The 16,569-nt window shown below is 67.0% G+C and carries 14 protein-coding genes; 8 read left to right on the top strand and 6 right to left on the bottom strand.

Annotated elements, in window-relative coordinates; genetic code table 11:
- The first annotated feature begins 139 nt into the window (after positions 1-139).
- Positions 140-2,314: a phosphocholine-specific phospholipase C gene (locus tag JYJ84_RS04810; protein WP_175222393.1), complete on the top strand. Its 2,175-nt coding sequence runs from the start codon at positions 140-142 to the stop codon at positions 2,312-2,314.
- A gap of 206 nt (positions 2,315-2,520) precedes the next feature.
- On the top strand, positions 2,521-3,249 hold the full coding sequence (locus JYJ84_RS04805; protein WP_122946552.1) for a phosphonate utilization associated transcriptional regulator: 729 nt from the start codon (positions 2,521-2,523) through the stop codon (positions 3,247-3,249).
- A 115-nt stretch (positions 3,250-3,364) separates the two neighbouring features.
- Here JYJ84_RS04805 and JYJ84_RS04800 read toward each other — a convergent pair whose 3' ends face one another.
- From JYJ84_RS04800 to JYJ84_RS04780, 5 genes are all read right to left on the bottom strand, one after another.
- Positions 3,365-4,753 (bottom strand): FAD-dependent oxidoreductase, encoded by a 1,389-nt coding sequence (locus JYJ84_RS04800; protein WP_122946801.1) that lies wholly within the window; start codon positions 4,751-4,753, stop codon positions 3,365-3,367.
- A 110-nt stretch (positions 4,754-4,863) separates the two neighbouring features.
- Positions 4,864-5,994: a 2-aminoethylphosphonate--pyruvate transaminase gene (locus tag JYJ84_RS04795; RefSeq protein ID WP_122946551.1), complete on the bottom strand. Its 1,131-nt coding sequence runs from the start codon at positions 5,992-5,994 to the stop codon at positions 4,864-4,866.
- 48 nt (positions 5,995-6,042) lie between these two features.
- The gene (locus tag JYJ84_RS04790) at positions 6,043-7,770 is read right to left on the bottom strand and encodes a putative 2-aminoethylphosphonate ABC transporter permease subunit (protein ID WP_122946550.1); all 1,728 of its coding nucleotides are present in this window, start codon (positions 7,768-7,770) and stop codon (positions 6,043-6,045) included.
- Positions 7,767-8,858: a putative 2-aminoethylphosphonate ABC transporter ATP-binding protein gene (locus tag JYJ84_RS04785; RefSeq protein WP_122946800.1), complete on the bottom strand. Its 1,092-nt coding sequence runs from the start codon at positions 8,856-8,858 to the stop codon at positions 7,767-7,769. The genes JYJ84_RS04790 and JYJ84_RS04785 overlap by 4 nt, the downstream gene beginning before the upstream one ends.
- Before the next feature lie 97 nt (positions 8,859-8,955).
- A complete protein-coding gene (locus JYJ84_RS04780; protein ID WP_175222394.1) occupies positions 8,956-10,011 on the bottom strand; it encodes a putative 2-aminoethylphosphonate ABC transporter substrate-binding protein in 1,056 nt (351 codons plus the stop codon).
- 208 nt (positions 10,012-10,219) lie between these two features.
- On the opposite strand from JYJ84_RS04780, the gene phnA reads away from it, so the two are divergent.
- The 5 genes from phnA to JYJ84_RS04755 all read left to right on the top strand — a co-directional run bounded on the left by phnA (position 10,220) and on the right by JYJ84_RS04755 (position 15,354).
- Positions 10,220-11,458 carry a phosphonoacetate hydrolase gene (gene phnA / locus JYJ84_RS04775; protein WP_175222395.1) on the top strand — a complete coding sequence of 413 codons (1,239 nt, stop codon included), beginning with the start codon at positions 10,220-10,222 and terminating at the stop codon, positions 11,456-11,458.
- A gap of 29 nt (positions 11,459-11,487) precedes the next feature.
- Positions 11,488-12,942: a phosphonoacetaldehyde dehydrogenase gene (gene phnY, locus JYJ84_RS04770; protein ID WP_175047416.1), complete on the top strand. Its 1,455-nt coding sequence runs from the start codon at positions 11,488-11,490 to the stop codon at positions 12,940-12,942.
- A 179-nt stretch (positions 12,943-13,121) separates the two neighbouring features.
- Positions 13,122-13,904, top strand: a complete 783-nt coding sequence (locus JYJ84_RS04765) for an amino acid ABC transporter substrate-binding protein (protein ID WP_175222396.1) — start codon at positions 13,122-13,124, stop codon at positions 13,902-13,904.
- A 14-nt stretch (positions 13,905-13,918) separates the two neighbouring features.
- Complete coding sequence (locus tag JYJ84_RS04760) at positions 13,919-14,599, top strand: amino acid ABC transporter permease (RefSeq protein WP_175222397.1); 681 nt, start codon at positions 13,919-13,921, stop codon at positions 14,597-14,599.
- Positions 14,596-15,354, top strand: coding sequence for an amino acid ABC transporter ATP-binding protein (locus JYJ84_RS04755; protein WP_175222398.1), 759 nt, complete (start codon positions 14,596-14,598; stop codon positions 15,352-15,354). Before JYJ84_RS04760 ends, JYJ84_RS04755 begins: the two co-directional genes overlap by 4 nt.
- Before the next feature lie 30 nt (positions 15,355-15,384).
- Here JYJ84_RS04755 and JYJ84_RS04750 read toward each other — a convergent pair whose 3' ends face one another.
- Positions 15,385-16,200 carry an alpha/beta fold hydrolase gene (locus tag JYJ84_RS04750; protein ID WP_175222399.1) on the bottom strand — a complete coding sequence of 272 codons (816 nt, stop codon included), beginning with the start codon at positions 16,198-16,200 and terminating at the stop codon, positions 15,385-15,387.
- A gap of 81 nt (positions 16,201-16,281) precedes the next feature.
- Between JYJ84_RS04750 and JYJ84_RS04745 the strand changes: the two genes are divergently transcribed.
- Positions 16,282-16,569, top strand: a 288-nt coding sequence (locus JYJ84_RS04745; protein WP_205189123.1) for an ABATE domain-containing protein, incomplete at its 3' end; no start/stop codon positions are given.

Raw genomic sequence — 16,569 nt, 5'->3', positions numbered from 1 at the left:
AATTCTTGTGGGTAACCCAAAGAAACCTGCGGTAACCGGTCACGGCCGGGACACGCCGATGCGGGGTAATAACGGCGACGCAAACCGCCGGCCCCGCTCGACTGGCGCCCCCACTCCTACCGACAACAGGGTTCTCTTCATGTCCTCGAACAACCGACGCGATTTCCTGCGCCTCGCCGCGCAGTCGGCCGGCGCGATGGCCGCCTACGCGGGCTTCCCGCCCGCGATCCGCAATGCGCTGGCGATGCCGGCCGCCTATCGCACGGGCACGATCCGCGACGTCGAACACGTCGTGATCTTCATGCAGGAAAACCGTTCGTTCGACCATTACTTCGGCGGGCTGCGCGGCGTGCGCGGCTTCAACGACCCGCGCCCGCACCTGCTGCCGAGCGGCGCACCGGTGTGGCAGCAGCCGCCGGCGTCGGTGTTCACGAAGAACTACCATTCGCGCGGCCTCGATCCGTCGGCGCCGTACGTGCTGCCGTTCTACCTCGATCCGAAGCAGACGACCGAATTCCAGCCGGGTACCAACCACGGCTGGAGCAGCGGCCACCTGTCCTGGAACAACGGCCAGTGGGACCAGTGGGTGAACCAGAAGCAGGACGTGCTGACGATGGGCTACCTGAAGCGCCAGGATCTCACGTACCACTACGCATTGGCCGACGCATTCACGATCTGCGATTCGTACTTCTGCTCCGCGCACGCCGACACGGCGCCGAACCGAATCTACCTGTGGACCGGCACGGTCGACCCGCGCAACATCTACGGCAACCCGCCGAACGGCCCGGGCATCGGCGAGCGCGACGACGTGAACGGCTACACGTGGACGACCTACGCGGAACGCCTCGAGAACGCGAAGGTCAGCTGGAAGGTGTACCAGGGCGGCACGGGCATCCCGGGCGACCCGACCGACAACTACACCGACAACTCGCTGATGTTCTTCAAGCGCTTCCAGGTGAAGGAAGGCGCGAGTGGCCCGCTGGTCGACAAGGGCGCGTCGGACCACACGCTCGCCGAGCTGAAGGCCGACGTGCAGGCGAACCGGCTGCCGCAGGTGTCGTGGATCGTGTCGCCGTACAAGTACAGCGAGCACCCGCAGGCATCGCCGACCGACGGCGCGTTCTACATCAACATGGTGCTCGAGGCGCTCACGTCGAACCCCGAGGTGTGGGCGAAGACGGTGTTCATCCTCAACTACGACGAGAACGACGGGCTGTTCGACCACGTCGTGCCGCCGGTGCCGCCGGTCACGAGCGGCGTGGGCGGCCAGGGCATCGTGTCGTCGAACCTGCTGTCGAATCTCGGCGACGAACTGCTCGACCTGAACAAGTACCCGGGCGAAATGAGCCCGCTCGTGCCGGGCGCCGATCCGGGCGGCATCCAGCCGATCGGCCTCGGGCCGCGCGTGCCGCTGATCATCATCTCGCCGTGGACGAAGGGCGGCTGGGTCTGCTCGGAGACGTTCGACCATACGTCGGTGCTGCGTTTCCTCGAAGCGCGCTTCGGCGTGAAGGAGCCGAACATCAGCGCATGGCGCCGCTCGATCTGCGGCGACCTCACGTCGGCATTCGACTTCTCGGCGCGCCCCGACACGCGCACGGTGAGCTTCACGGTGCCGCAGCACATCGCGACGGCCGGCCAGGCGTATCAGGTGCCCGCGCAGCAGTCGATGCCGGCGCAGGAGTCCGGCACGCGTCCGGCGCGTGCGCTGCCGTACGAGCTGTTCGTGCACAGCCGCGTGAGCGGGCACGACGACAGCGTGTCGCTCGACTTCGCGAACACCGGCGATGCAGGCGCGGCGTTCTACGTGTACGACCGCCGCAACCCGACGACGCCGCCGCGCCGCTACGCGGTGTCCGCGCATGACCGCTTCGTCGATACGTGGAGCACGTCGGCCGCGCGTGGCGATTACCATCTCGCGGCCTACGGCCCGAACGGCTATCTGTGCGAGTTCCAGGGCAACACGCGGCTCGCGGCGGACAGCCGCCACGCGAACCCCGAGGCGCGGATCGGCTACGACGTGCGCAACCGCCACGTGTACCTGCAACTGCGCAACAGCGGGCGCGCGACGTGCCGCGTGACGGTCGACAACGCGTACAGCCATGCGCATGCGCGCACCTACACGCTGGAGCCGGGCGAGCGCGTCGAGGATCACTTCGAGCTGTCGTCGAGCCACGGCTGGTACGATCTGACGATTACCGCGACGACGCTGCGCGGCGGCGACGACAAGGTCGTGCGCCGCTTCGCGGGCCACGTCGAGACGGGCCGGCCGAGCCACAGCGATCCGGGGCCGGTGAAGCACACGACGGCCTGACGGCCGGCACGCGTCGCGCGATGCGGGCGAGGTCGGCCCGCCGCGCGACCGCCGCCTGCCGGCTGCGTTTCGGTTGCGTTCCGGCACGCGGAATTGGTTTTTGGAAACTGAAGACTGTTGACAATGTGTCGGGCCGAGGGTATATAAGGATCATTCGCCGATATGGCGCCCTCGTTTTCTACCGCAGCGTCGCTGCCTGCCCGACCATGACTGCCCCGAACGCGCTCAGCGCCATCGAACTCCTGCAAAGCCAGTCGCTCGCGATGATCGTCCAGGACATGCTCGAGCGCGCGATCGTCTCAGGCGAATACGCGCCCGGCGAGAAGCTCAACGAAGTCGACATCGCGACCAAGCTGAACGTGTCGCGCGGCCCCGTGCGCGAAGCGTTCCGCGCGCTCGAACAGGCCGGCCTGCTGCGCAACGAGAAGAACCGCGGCGTGACGGTGCGCGTCGTGCCGCTGCGCGAGGCCGAGGAGATCTACGAAGTGCGCGCGATGCTCGACGAATCGGTCGCGCGCGCGCTGGCGAAGCGCATCTCGCCCGACACGCTGAAGGTGCTGAAGGGCATCATCCAGTCGATGAAGGACGCAGCGAAGACGCACGACGTCACGCGCTATACCGAGCTGAACGTGCAGTTCCACGACGCGATGGTCGTCGGCGTCGGCAATACGCATCTCACCGATACCTACCGCCGGCTCGTGCGCCAGCTCGGCCTGCTGCGCCAGGCCGCGATCGAGGCCGAGGAGGATGCGATCGCCGTGTCCGCCGCCGAGCACGACAAGATCGTGCAGGCGCTCGCGGGCGGCGACGAGGAACAGGCCGTGGCACTCGTGCGCGAGCACGTCTCGCACGGCCTCGCGCGCATGCGCCGCACGCATGAGCAGGGGCTGCCGGCGGCGGGCAAGGCGGCGCGGGAGAAGACCGTGCGCGCGTAAGTGCCTGGCCCACCCGCGCGGGTGGCCGCACGCAGCACAAAGCAAAGGGACGCTTCGCAGCGTCCCTTTTTCATTGTGTCTTCAGGTCATGCAGGCCCCGCGGGTCGACGCATCGTCACGCCTTGTCGGCTTTCCCCGCCGCGCTCGCGAATTTCGCGAGCCACGTGTCGACAACTGCCGGCTGCCGGCTCTCGTCCTCCGCGCGCTCCTTGCGGCGGATCGCATTGCGCACGACGTGCGCGCCGACATAGCGGATCGGCTCCGGCGGGAACGCCCCAAGCGGGCCGCGCACGATCGGGCTGCGCGTCCACGCGTTGTCGAGGCCGAGCACGAGCGACGACAGGATCTGCCCGCCCATGTAGGTCGGCCCCACGCCGTTACCCGAGTAGCCGAAGCCGTAGAACACGTTCGGCGCGTCGTCGAGGCGGCCGAAGAACGGGAAGCCGGTGACGGAGCGATCCGACGGCCCGTTCCAGCTCGCCGTGACCGGCACGCCCGCGAGCGACGGAAAGAATTCGCGCAGGCTTTGCGTGAGCTGCGCCTCGTACGGCGAGCGCCGGTCGAACACGGGCGCGATGCGGCTGCGCCACGAGAACGTGTTGCCGCCCTTGCCGAGCATCAGCCGCCCGTCGGCGGTGGTGCGGTAGTAGTAGACGAAGATCCGCGAATCGAGCACCGACACGCCGTCCACGAGCCCGGTTCTCTCGAGCAGTTCCGGGCATTTCTCGGTGATGACCATGTCGCTCGACACGACCGCGATCGTGCGCTCGAACTGCGGAAAGCGGCTCGCCATCCATGCGTTGATCGCAAACACGAGCTTGCCCGCGCTCACGCTGCCGGACGGCGTGCGCACGACGGCCGGCTGCCCGGGCGTGAAGTCGAGCATCGGCGTGCGTTCATAGATCCGGATGCCCATCGCGAGCGCGACGCGGCGCAACCCGCGCACGAGCTTGCCGGGATGCACGGTCGCGGCGATCGGCGAGTAGACGCCGTCGAGATTGCGTGCGGAACCGGAGCGGCGCGCGACTTCGGCGGGCGGTAGCGGCTCGTAGCTGTGGATGCCGCACGCGGCGAGCGCGTCGAGTACCGGCGCGAGCGTGCCGACCTGCGCGCGCGACGTCGCGGTGTACAGCGTGCCGTCGAGCCGCAGCTCGGCATCGATGTCGTGCGCGCGGCAGAAATCGGCGATGTGCTGTACGGCTGCTTCGGATGCCTTCACGAGCCGGATCGCCTCGGCTTCGCCGAACAGGCGCCGCAGCGTCAGGAATTTTGCGGACCACGTGAGCAGGCAACCGCCGTTGCGACCGCTCGCGCCGGCACCGCACAGGTCGGCCTCGACGATCGCGATGTCGAGCGCGGGGTTCTGCTGCTTGGCCTGGATCGCGGTCCAGAGCCCGGTGAAGCCGCCGCCGACGATGCACACGTCGGCTTGCGTCGAGCCTTGCAGTGCGGGGGCGAGATCGCCGTCGTTGAACAGCGCTTGTTCGATCCAGAAGGGTCGCATCGGAGGGTTCGTCGTCAAGGGGCAGGGCCGTGCACGGCCCGGAAAACCTGGCCGCCGCGTGCGAACGCGCACGCGGCGGCGTACCTCACGTCAGGCCGTATCGCGTCACGTCAGGCGGCCGCTTCGGCCGACACGCGGCGCACGCCCATCGCGCGCAGCGTGTCGGCGATCGCGGCGACGGCGCCCGGGATGCCGGCTTCGCCGAAGTGGCCGATGCAGCCGACCCGGAACGTCTCGACCTCGGTCAGCTTGCCCGGATACAGGATGTAGCCGCGCTTCTTGACCTCCTGATAGAACCGCTTGAAGTCGTAGTTCGGATCGTCCGGCGCATGGAACGTGACGATGATCGGCGCCTGGATCGCCGGATCGAGGAACGGCCGGAAGCCGAGCGCGAGCATCCCGTCGATCAGCGCGCGATAGTTGCGCTGGTAGCGGCCGCCGCGCGCGGCGAGCCCGCCTTCGTCGACGTATTGCGCGACGGCTGCGTCGAGGGCCGCGACCACGTGCGTCGGCGGCGTGAAGCGCCACTGCGTCGTGCGCTGCATGTAGACCCACTGGTCGTACAGGTCCATCGCGAGCGAGTGGCTGTTGCCTTCGCAGCGTTCGAGCGCACTGCGCTTCGCGATTACGAAGCCGAGCCCCGGCACGCCTTCGAGGCATTTGCCGGATGCGGCGATCACCGCGTCGAACGGCGTCGTGCGTGCGTCGATGTCGATCGCGCCGAACGAGCTCATCGCATCGACGATCAGCGCGCGGCCGTGCTTCGCGACGACCTGTGCGATGTCGTGCAACGGGTTCAGCACGCCGGCGCCCGTTTCGCAGTGCACGAGCGCGACGTGGGTGATGGTCGGATCGGCGGCGAGCGCGCGCTCGACGTCGGCCGGATCGACGCGGCGATCCTCGCGGTAGTCGATCGTCGTCAGCTTGCGGCCGAGCACGCGGCAGATCTTCGCGATGCGCTGGCAGTACGCGCCATTGTTCGGCACGAGCACGTGGCCGTCGCGCGGTACGAGCGTGCCGACGGCCGCTTCGACCGAGAACGTGCCGCTGCCTTGCAGCGGCACGCATTCGTGCGTGCCTTCGCCGTGCACGATCTGCAGCAGGCGTTCGCGCAGCCGCGCGGTGATCGCGTTGAAGTCGCTGTCCCACGATCCCCAGTCGCGCAGCATCGCGTCGCGCGTGGTGTCGGAGGTCGTCAGGGGGCCTGGGGTGAGCAGGATGGGCTGGGCGGCGAGCGTCATGGTGTCTCCTTGATGAAGTCGGGACGTCACGTGAATACGGTCAAAGAATCAATGGCGATGCGGGTTGCGCCAGGCCTGCGTACGGCGCAACAGTCGATGCGAGATGCAGGCGAACAGCACGCACGCGAACGACGACGTCGCGAGCACGAGCGTGGCCATCGCGGCGGCCGGGCCCATCTGGCCCGCGTCGTCGAGGTTCAGGATCGCGACCGACGCGGGCTGCGTGTCGGGCGAGTAGAGGAACGCGACGGCCGAGACCGTCGTCATCCCGTTGACGAACAGGTAGCGCGCGATCAGCAGGATCGCGGGCAGGCACACGGGCACGGTTACGCGCAGGAAGGTCTTGTAGAACGGCACCTTCAGCGACGCGGACACGGCCTCGAACTCGCTGTCGATCTGCCGGAGCGCGGTGACCGCGGTCAGGTGGCTCGATGCGTAGTAGTGCACCACCGTGACGATCGCGAGCAGCCACAGCGAGCCGTACAGCCCGTTCAGCGGATTGCCGGGCGCGTTGAACAGGAAGATGTAGCTGATGCCGAGCACGAGCCCCGGCACACCCATCGGCAGGATCGCGCACAGGGCGATGAAGCCGCGCAGCCAGCGCGCGCCGCGCGTCTTCTCGATCAGGTATGCGCCGCCGAACACGACGATCGTGCCGCCGAGCGCCACCGTCGCGGCCATCCGCAGGCTGTTCTTGTACGCGTCGAAGATACCGGCGCCGATCAGCCCCATCTTGTAGTGCTGCAGCCCGAGGCTCATCTGGTACGGCCAGAACTTCACGAACGACGCGAACACCGAGATGCCGACCACCGCGATGAAGAACGCGCATACGACGCCGCAGTAAGCGAGCATCGCGGCGTCGAAGCCGCGCGACGGCTTCGGCTGGTAGGGCGTCGAGCGTGCGCCGAGCTGCGATTGCTGGCGGCGGCGAATGAAGAAGTCGACGCCGAATGCGACGAGGGCCGGGCACAGCAGCATCAGGCTCACGACCGCGCTGCGGTTGAAGTCCTGCAGGCCGATGATCAGCTTGTAGATGTCGGTCGACAGTACGTTATACGAACCGCCGATCACGACCGGCACGCCGAAGTCGTTGATGCACATCGTGAACGCCACCATCGTCGCGCTGATCAGCCCGTACTTCGCACCCGGCAGCGTGATCGTGAAGAACTTGCGCGTGCGGCTCGTGCCCATCGCATCGGCGGCCTCGTAGAGCCGGCCGTCGGCAAGCGACAGTGCGGTGACGAGGATCATCAGCACGTGCGGGAACGACGCGTACACCATGCTCAGCACGATGCCCGGCAGCCCGTAGATCGAATGGCCGTGCAGCAGCGGCTTCAGCAGCCCCGCGTTGCCGAACCAGTAGATGAACGACACCGCGGACAACAGCGTCGGCGCGAGCAGCGGCAGCAGCGCGACGGTACGCGCGGCGTTCTTGAACGGCATGCACGAGCGGGTCAGCGCATACGCGAACGTGAACGCCATCGGCACGACGATCGACGTGACGAGTGCGCCGACCGTCAGCGAATGCAGCATCGAGCGCAGTACGCCGCTGTCCTCGAGATACTCGATGAAGTTGTGCGCGCCGACGAAACGCCCGTCCGCATCGACGAAGCATTTCTGCACGACGAGCGCGAGCGGCAGCAGCAGGAACATCGACATCAGCGCGGCCATCGCGACGAGCGCGAGCTGTGCGATGCGGTCGTGCCAGTGCGTGATCTGCCGCACGTCGGCGGGGGCGGAGGCGCCGCGGCGGCGCTCGGTCAGGACGGTGCTCATTGCAGTCGCTCCTTCGCGCTCGGGAACACGCGCACATGCTCGCGATCGAGCGCGAGGTCGATCCGTGCGCCGGCCTGCACGCCGGTGCGGTCGACGTCGTGATACGACAGGTCGGCAACGATCTCCTGGCCGTCGAGCCCGTCGATCCGGAAGCTCACGCGGCAGAACGCGCCGAGGAACTCGAGCTTCTCGACGCGGCCGGCCAGCACGTTGTCGGCCGTTTGGCCCGGCACGCAGATGCGCAGGTCTTCAGGCCGCACGTACACCGACACCGCCGCGCCCTGTGCCGGGCGGGTCGTGCCATGGCGGCAGTCGAGGCCGACCGCGCCCGCGCGCAGCGTGCCGTCCTGCGCGACTTCGGCGGGAATCGTGTTGACGCGGCCGATGAAGTCCGCGACGAACGGCGACGCGGGCTGCCGGTAGATTTCGAGCGGCGTGCCGATCTGCTCGATCACGCCGTGGTTCATCACGACGATGCGGTCTGCCATCGACAGCGCTTCTTCCTGGTCGTGCGTGACCATGATCGTCGTCACGCCGAGCCCCTGCTGCAGCGCGCGGATCTCCTGGCGCAGCCGCACGCGCACCCGTGCGTCGAGCGCCGACAGCGGCTCGTCGAGCAGCAGCAGGCCGGGGGAGGTCGCGAGCGCGCGGGCCAGCGCGATGCGCTGCTGCTGGCCGCCGGACAGCTGGCCCGGATGCTTGCGATGGCTGTCGGGCAGGCCGACGAGTGCGAGCAGCGTGTGCACGCGTTCGTGGATCGCGTCGCGCTTCATCTTGCGGTTCACGAGCCCGTACGCGACGTTGTCGTACACGGTGAGGTTCGGGAACAGCGCGTACGACTGGAACACTATCCCGTAGTCGCGCAGTTGCGGCGGCAGCCGCGAGATGTCGCGGCCGTCCTGCATGATGTGGCCGGCGTTCTGTGTCTCGAGCCCTGCGATGATCCGCAGCAGCGTGGTCTTCCCGCAGCCGGACGGCCCCAGGAAGCAGATCATTTCGCCCTTCATCACGCTCAGGTTGATGTCGGTCAGGACCTGCGTGTCGTTGTACCGCTTCTCGATGCGTTCTACGCTCAGATAAGGTGCCATGCGCGCCTCCATGCTGGGGCGGCCCGGGGGCCGGATTCGACGACGGAAAGGGTGGCGCGGGGCGGCGCGCGGCGCAGCCCCGCTGCCGGTCGCGGCATTACTGCTGCGTTTTCGAGCCGTAGCGCTTCTGCCAGGTATCGAGGATCGACTGGCGGTTCTTCGCCGACCACACGAAGTCGTTCTTCACGAGCAGGTCCGAGTAGTTGTCGGGGATGCCGGCCAGCTTCCGGGCGACGCCCGGGTACGCGACGATCGCCCACCAGCGCGCGGTGATCTGGTTCGCATCCTTGCTCGCCATGAAGTCGGCCAGCTTCTTCGCGGCATCGGGCTGCTTCGTCGTCTTCATGATCGCCGTGCCTTCCATGTCCCAGCCGAGCCCTTCCTTCGGGAACACGAGATCGATCGGCGCGTCCTGCGACTGCAGTTCGTGGCCGCGGAACTCGAACGAGATGCCGATCGGGAATTCGCCGGTGCCGGCGAGCGTGCAGGGCTTCGAGCCCGAGTGCACGTATTGCGCGACGTTCTTGTCGAGCGCGTCCATGAATTTCCAGCCGCGGTCGTCGCCGAAGGTCTGCAGCCACGCGGTCACGTCGAGGTAGCCGGTGCCGGATGAAACCGGGCTCGGCATCACGATCGCGCCTTTATAGACGGGCTTCGTCAGGTCCTCCCACGACGTCGGCTTCGGAATGCCCTTCGCCTGCGCGGCGACGCGGTTGTAGCAGATCGTCGCGCCCCACACGTCCATGCCGACCCAGTGCGGCGGCGTGTTTGCGTCGCTGTACTTGCGCGTGAGCTGGTCGAAGTCCTTCGGCGTGTACGGCATCAGCATGCCCTGCAGGTCGAGCAGCGTGAGGCTCGACGCGGCGAGGCCGAGCACGACGTCCGCGCGCGGGTTGTTCTTCTCCGCGAGCAGCTTCGCGGTGACCGAGCCGGTCGAGTCGCGCACCCAGCGGATCTCGATATCGGGGTTCGCTTTCTCGAAGGCGTCCTTGTAGGGCTTCATCGCCTCGTCTTCCAGCGCGGTATAGACGAGCAGCGACGTCTTCGCGTGCGCCGCCTGCACCGCGCCGAGCGCGACCGCCGCGGCCAGTGCGAAGCGGGCCGCACCCGCCGCCCATGCGTTCAAACGCTTGTTTACCGGCACTTCGTTCATCTTCAGACCCCTTGACTGTGGCGCCGCGGCACGCGGCGGATGAGTGGAGACCAGCCCTCTTGCTGCTACGTTGTTTTGCTTTCTGTTCTCTGCATGTTGTTGACAATCTACAAATCATCAATTTTAATGTCAAGCATGGAAAACACCTCCCTTCGGCGCGACGCGGGCGCCGACGGCTCTACCCTTCGACCTGAAAGGAATGAACGTCATGAATGAAACGCCTGTATCCGTGGAAGTGAACGGCCGCCGCTACAACTGGATGAGCCGGCCCGTGGTGGTCGTCTGCGTCGATGGCTGCGCATACGAATACCTCGAAGAAGCGGCCGAAGCCGGCGTCGCGCCGTTCCTGCGCACGCTGCTGAAGCCGGGCACGGCGCTCAAGGGCGAGTGCGTGGTGCCGAGCTTCACGAACCCGAACAACCTGTCGATCGTGACGGGCGTGCCGCCGGCGGTGCATGGGATAAGCGGCAACTACTTCTACGATCGCGACACCGGCGCCGAAGTGCTGATGAACGATCCGAAGTACCTGGTCGCGCCCACCGTGCTCGCGACCTTCGCGGAGCACGGCGCGAAGGTCGCGGTCGTCACCGCGAAGGACAAGCTGCGCCGCCTGCTCGGCAAGGGGCTGAAGGGCATCTGCTTCTCGTCGGAAAAGGCCGACGAGGCGAGCATCGAGGAAAACGGCATCGACAACGTGCTCGAGCTGGTCGGCAAGCCGGTGCCGAGCGTGTACAGCGCGGATCTGTCCGAATTCGTGTTCGCGGCCGGCGTGCGCCTGCTCGAGACGCGTCCGATCGACCTGATGTACCTGTCGACGACCGACTACGTGCAGCACAAGTGCGCGCCCGGCACGGAAGGCGCGAACGCGTTCTACGCGATGATGGACAAGTACCTGCAGCGCCTCGACGAGCTCGGCGCGATCGTCGCGATCACGGCCGATCACGGGATGAACGCGAAGCACGACGACGAAACCGGCGAACCGAACGTGATCTACCTGCAGGAGCTGTTCGACGAGTGGCTCGGCGAGGATGCGGCGCGCGTGATCCTGCCGATCACCGATCCGTACGTCGTGCACCACGGCGCGCTGGGTTCGTTCGCGACCGTCTACGTGCCGGCGACGGCCGATGCCGAGGCGCTGCGCGCACGGCTCGCCGCGGTCGACGGTATCGAGGTCGTGCTGACGGGAGCCGAAGGCTGCGCGCGCTTCGAGCTGCCGCCGGCGCGCATGGGCGACCTGATCGTGATCTCGAAGCAGGACGTCGTGCTCGGCACGCGCCGCATCAAGCACGACCTGTCGGGCCTCGACGTGCCGCTGCGCTCGCACGGCGGGATCTCCGAGCAGATCGTGCCGCTGATCTTCAGCAAGCCGGTCGCGGGCGACGTCTCGGGCCGCGCGCGGCTGCGCAACTTCGACATCATCGACATCGCGCTCAACCATCTGCAGTGATGCGCACGCATCCGTAAGGGGACACACTCATGAACGCCATTGCAGCATCGACGGACGTCCGCGAGATTCGTCGCGAAGCACTGCGAATCGACGGCGAACGGATTCATCGGGACGCGGTAATCGAAGTGCGCAACCCGTACGACGGCTCGCTGGTCGGCACCGTGCCGAAGGCGACGCTGGACGATGTGCGGCGCGCGTTTGCGGCTGCGCGTGCCTACCGGCCGACGCTTACGCGCCACGATCGCGCGGCGATCCTGCGCCGCGCAGCCGACATCGTGCGCTCGCGCACTGCCGAGATTGCAGCGCTGATCACGGCCGAGGCAGGGTTGTGCATCAAGGATTCGACGTATGAAGCGGGCCGTGTTGCCGACGTGCTGACATTCGGCGCCGGTGAAGTGCTGAAGGACGACGGGCAGATCTTCTCGTGCGACCTGACACCGCACGGCAAGAAGCGCCGCGTGTACACGCAGCGCGACCCGCTGCTCGGCGTGATCTCGGCAATCACGCCGTTCAACCACCCGATGAACCAGGTCGCGCACAAGATCGTGCCGTCGGTCGCGACCAACAACCGGATCGTCGTGAAGCCGTCTGAGAAGGTACCGCTGTCGTGCTACCTGTTCGCGGACATCCTGTACGAAGCGGGCCTGCCGCCGCAGATGCTGCAAGTGCTCACCGGCGACCCGAAGGAGATCGCCGACGAGCTGATCACGAACCCGGCGATCGATCTCATCACGTTCACCGGCGGCGTATCGATCGGCAAGTCGATCGCGTCGCGGATGGGCTACCGGCGCGCGGTGCTCGAGCTCGGCGGCAACGATCCGATCATCGTGATGGAAGACGCCGATCTCGACGAAGCGAGCACGCTCGCGGTGTCGGGTTCGTATAAAAACTCGGGGCAGCGTTGCACTGCGATCAAGCGGATGCTCGTGCACGAGTCGGTAGCCGATCGATTCACGGAGCTGGTAGTCGAGAAAACGCGCGCATGGTCATACGGCAATCCGGCCGATCCGTCGGTCGACATGGGCACGGTGATCGACGAGGCGGCCGCGAAGTTCTGCGAGCAGCAGGTGAATGACGCGATCGCGCGCGGTGCGCGGCTGCTGGTCGGCAACGTTCGAAACGGCGCGCTATATTCGCCTACGGTGATCGATCGCGTGACGCCCGACATGCCGCTCGTGAAATACGAAACCTTCGGCCCGGTATCGCCGATCATGCGTTTCCGCGACATCGACGAAGCGATCCGGATGTCGAACAGCACCGACTATGCGCTGTCGTCGTCGGTCTGCACGAATCGCTTCGACAGCATCACGCGCTTCATCACCGAGCTGGAAGTCGGCAGCGTGAACGTGCGCGAAGTGCCGGGCTACCGGCTCGAACTGACGCCGTTCGGCGGCGTGAAGGATTCGGGGCTGGGGTACAAGGAAGGCGTGCAGGAAGCGATGAAGAGCTTCACGAATACGAAGACGTATTCGCTGCCGTGGTAAGTGGCGTGTAAGGCGCGCGCACCGGTTTCGTGGCCGGTGCGCGCGTTATTCGATCGGCTCATATCGATAGCCGATTTGCGTTTTTGCCGCGCTTCGACGCGTCGGTAGAATTCGCGGACCTCTCGAACGGCATGCACGTGCCGCGGGATCATTCCCTCCAATCATTCGGGGTCCGCACCATGAAAATCCTCCGCTCCATCCTGGTCGTCGCCATGCTTCAGGCCGTTGCGGTCACGAGCGCACTGGCTGCCGACGACCTGTCGCAGATCAAGTCGTCCGGCGTGTTCCGGGTCGGCACCGAAGGGACCTACGCGCCGTTCACGTACCACGACGAAACCGGCAAGCTGACGGGCTTCGACGTCGACATCGCGACCGCGATCGCGCAGCGTCTCGGCGTGAAGCCGCAGTTCGTCGAAGGCAAGTGGGACGGGCTGATCGCGGGCCTCGACGTGAACCGCTACGACGCGGTCGTCAACGAGGTGTCGATTACCGACGCGCGCAAGGCGAAATACGATTTCTCGACGCCGTACATCACGTCGCGCGCGGTGCTGATCGTGTGCGCGGACAACACGACGATCCGCTCGTTCGACGATCTCAAGGGCAAGAAATCCGCGAACACGCTGACCAGCAATTTCGGCAAGCTCGCGGCCGCGCACGGCGCGGACGTCGTGCCCGTGCAGGGCTTCAACGAATCGATCGACCTGCTGAGCTCGGGGCGCGTCGACGCGACGATCAACGATTCGCTGTCGTACCTCGACTTCCGCAAGCACAAGCCGGACGCGAAACTGAAGATCGCGGCGACCGACACGGGCGGCGCCAGCGACACATCGGGCGTGCTGCTGCGCAAGGGCAGCCCCGCGCTGGTGGCCGCGATCGACAAGGCGCTCGCGGACATCAAGGCCGACGGCACCTACGCGAAGATCTCGCAGAAGTATTTCGGCCGCGACGTGTCGCAGCCGTGACGCGAGGTTGAACGATGCCGGCCTGGCTTCACCTGATGGCGGAATCGCTGCGCCCCCTGCTCGTCGCGGGGCTCGTGTTCACGGTGCCGCTCACGCTCGCGTCGTTCGCGATCGGCCTGCTGCTCGCATTCGGCGCGGCGCTCACGAGGCTGTTCGGGCCGCGCTGGGCGCAGGCCGCCGTGCGTTTCTACATCTGGCTGTTTCGCGGTTCGCCGCTGCTCGTGCAACTGTTCGTGATCTTCTACGGCTTGCCGAGCGTCGGCATCGTGCTCGATCCGCTGACGGCCGCCGTGATCGGCTTCTCGCTGAACGTCGGCGCGTACAACGCCGAGGTGATCCGCGGCGTGATCGAATCGATTCCGAAGGGGCAATGGGAAGCCGCGTACTCGATGGCGATGACGCGCCCGCAGGCGCTGCGCCGCGCGATCCTGCCGCAGGCCGCGCGCGTCGCGCTGCCTGCGCTGTCGAATTCGTTCATTTCGCTCGTGAAGGACACGTCGCTCGCGGCCGTGCTGACTGTGCCTGAGATCTTCCAGGCCGCGCAGCGGATCGCGGCCGTGACCTACGAGCCGATGATTCTCTATACGGAAGCCGCGCTGATCTATCTGCTGCTCAGCTCGGTGCTGTCCACGCTGCAGCGTCGCCTCGAAGCCCGCTTCGGCCGTCACGCGCTGTTCCAGGCGGAGTGGCGATGATCCGGCTCGAACGCATCGACAAGTCGTTCGGCACGCATCGCGTGTTGCACGGGATCGACCTCGCATTGCAGCCTGGCAGCGTGACGGCGCTGATCGGGCCGTCCGGCAGCGGCAAGAGCACGCTGCTGCGGTGCGTGAACCTGCTCGAAGTGCCCGAGGCGGGCACGCTGACGGTCGGTGACGCACGCATCGACTTCTCGCCGGCGCACCGGCCGGCGCACGACGCCGTGTTAGCGGTGCGCCGACAGACCGGGATGGTGTTCCAGAACTTCCAGCTGTTTCCGCACCTGAGCGTCGTGCAGAACGTGATGGAAGGGCTCGTCACCGTGCAGCGCTGGCCGCGCGAACGGGCCCGCGAACGCGCGCTCGCGTTGCTCGAGAAGGTCGGCATCGCGGACAAGGCCGACGCGTGGCCCGGCACGCTGTCAGGCGGCCAGCAGCAACGCGTCGCGATTGCGCGTGCGCTTGCACCGTCGCCGCAGGTGCTGTTGTGCGATGAACCGACGTCGGCGCTCGATCCGGAGCTGTCCGTCGAAGTGGTCGAGGTGCTGCGCCAGCTCGCGCGCGAAGGCACGACGATGCTGATGGCGACGCACGACCTGCGCCTGGCCGCGTCGATCGCGCACGACGCGGTGTTTCTCGCGGAAGGACGCGTGGTCGAGGCTGGTGCGTCGCGCGACCTGTTCGGCGACCCGCGCGATCCGCGCACCGCGAAGTTCATCTCGACGCTCGCGCAGGGCGTGCCGGTGTTCTGACGCGACACGCGACAAGCGGCACCGGTGGCGTCAACCGTGCGCTGATCCGTCGAGCACCGCCGCGACGATCGCCTCCGGCGCATCTTCCTGCACCAGGTGGCCCGCACGCGGCACCCTGATCAGCTGGCCGTTCGCGATGCGATTGGCCAGCGCCTGCCCCTGTTCGAGCGGAATCCACGCATCGTCCTCGCCCCACACGATGCGCACCGGAAAGTCCGGTGGCGCGTAACGCGCCTCGGCTTCCTCGATGTAGCGCTGGCGCATCTGCGCGATCTGGCGATAGAACGCGGCCTGACCGTCGGGTGTGAGCCACGGCGCGCGGTAGATCGACAGCGCGTCGTCGCTCAGCGGCCGGGCGACCGCATTGCCGAGATAAGCCGTCACGAGTGCGTGATGCGCATACGCGGGCAATCCGGTGAAGGCGGCTTCGTGCTGCGCGACGTGGCGCACGAACGGCGAACCCTGCGGCGCGATCGCGACCGGATTCACGAGCGTGAGGTCCGCATAGGCGACGCCGTCGAGGAAGTGCGCGCGCAGCACGGTTGCGCCGCCGTAGTCGTGCGCGAGCACGCGCGGGCGTGAAATGTTCCACTCGTCGAGCATCGCGCCGAACAGCACGTTCTGGCGGCCGAGCGATACGTCCGCGTCCGGCATGTCGGATTGACCGTAGCCGAGCAGGTCATAGAAGAACACGCGATGACGCCGCGCGAGCCACGGCGCGATCCGGCGCCACACCTGCGACGAAAACGGCGTGCCGTGCACGAGCACGAGCGGCGGGCCTTCGCCGAGCGTGCCCCAGGCAATCCGGTGGCCTTCGAACATGAAGCGGTTGGGGAGTTCGAGCATCGGCGTCTCCGTGCTAACCTGTTTTGGCTGTTAACAGGTTACTCCGGATTGTCCGGGCATGAAACCGATAGGTGAAATTAAATGGTTACTCGATACGAGCCCGCGCGAGCCGCGCATGAATGGAGCGCGGCCGATTTCGTCGGCGGCCATCCGGCGCTCGACTTCCTCAATACGGTGGCCGACACGGGCAAGACGCGCGACGCGGACAAGCTCGTCGACTGGCCGGCCGTGCATGCGTGGGCGGAGCAATCAGGGCTGCTGGCGCCGGCCGATCTGGCGCGGCTTCTGCGCCATGCGCGACAGGACGGCGCGGACGCATTGGCGGCGCTGCATCGCTTCCGCGAGGATGCGTACGTCGCGGTCGCGCAC

It is taken from the genome of Burkholderia sp. LMG 13014 (assembly GCF_905232215.1).
Lineage (GTDB): Bacteria > Pseudomonadota > Gammaproteobacteria > Burkholderiales > Burkholderiaceae > Burkholderia.
This window is presented reverse-complemented; position numbering and strand designations above follow the sequence as displayed.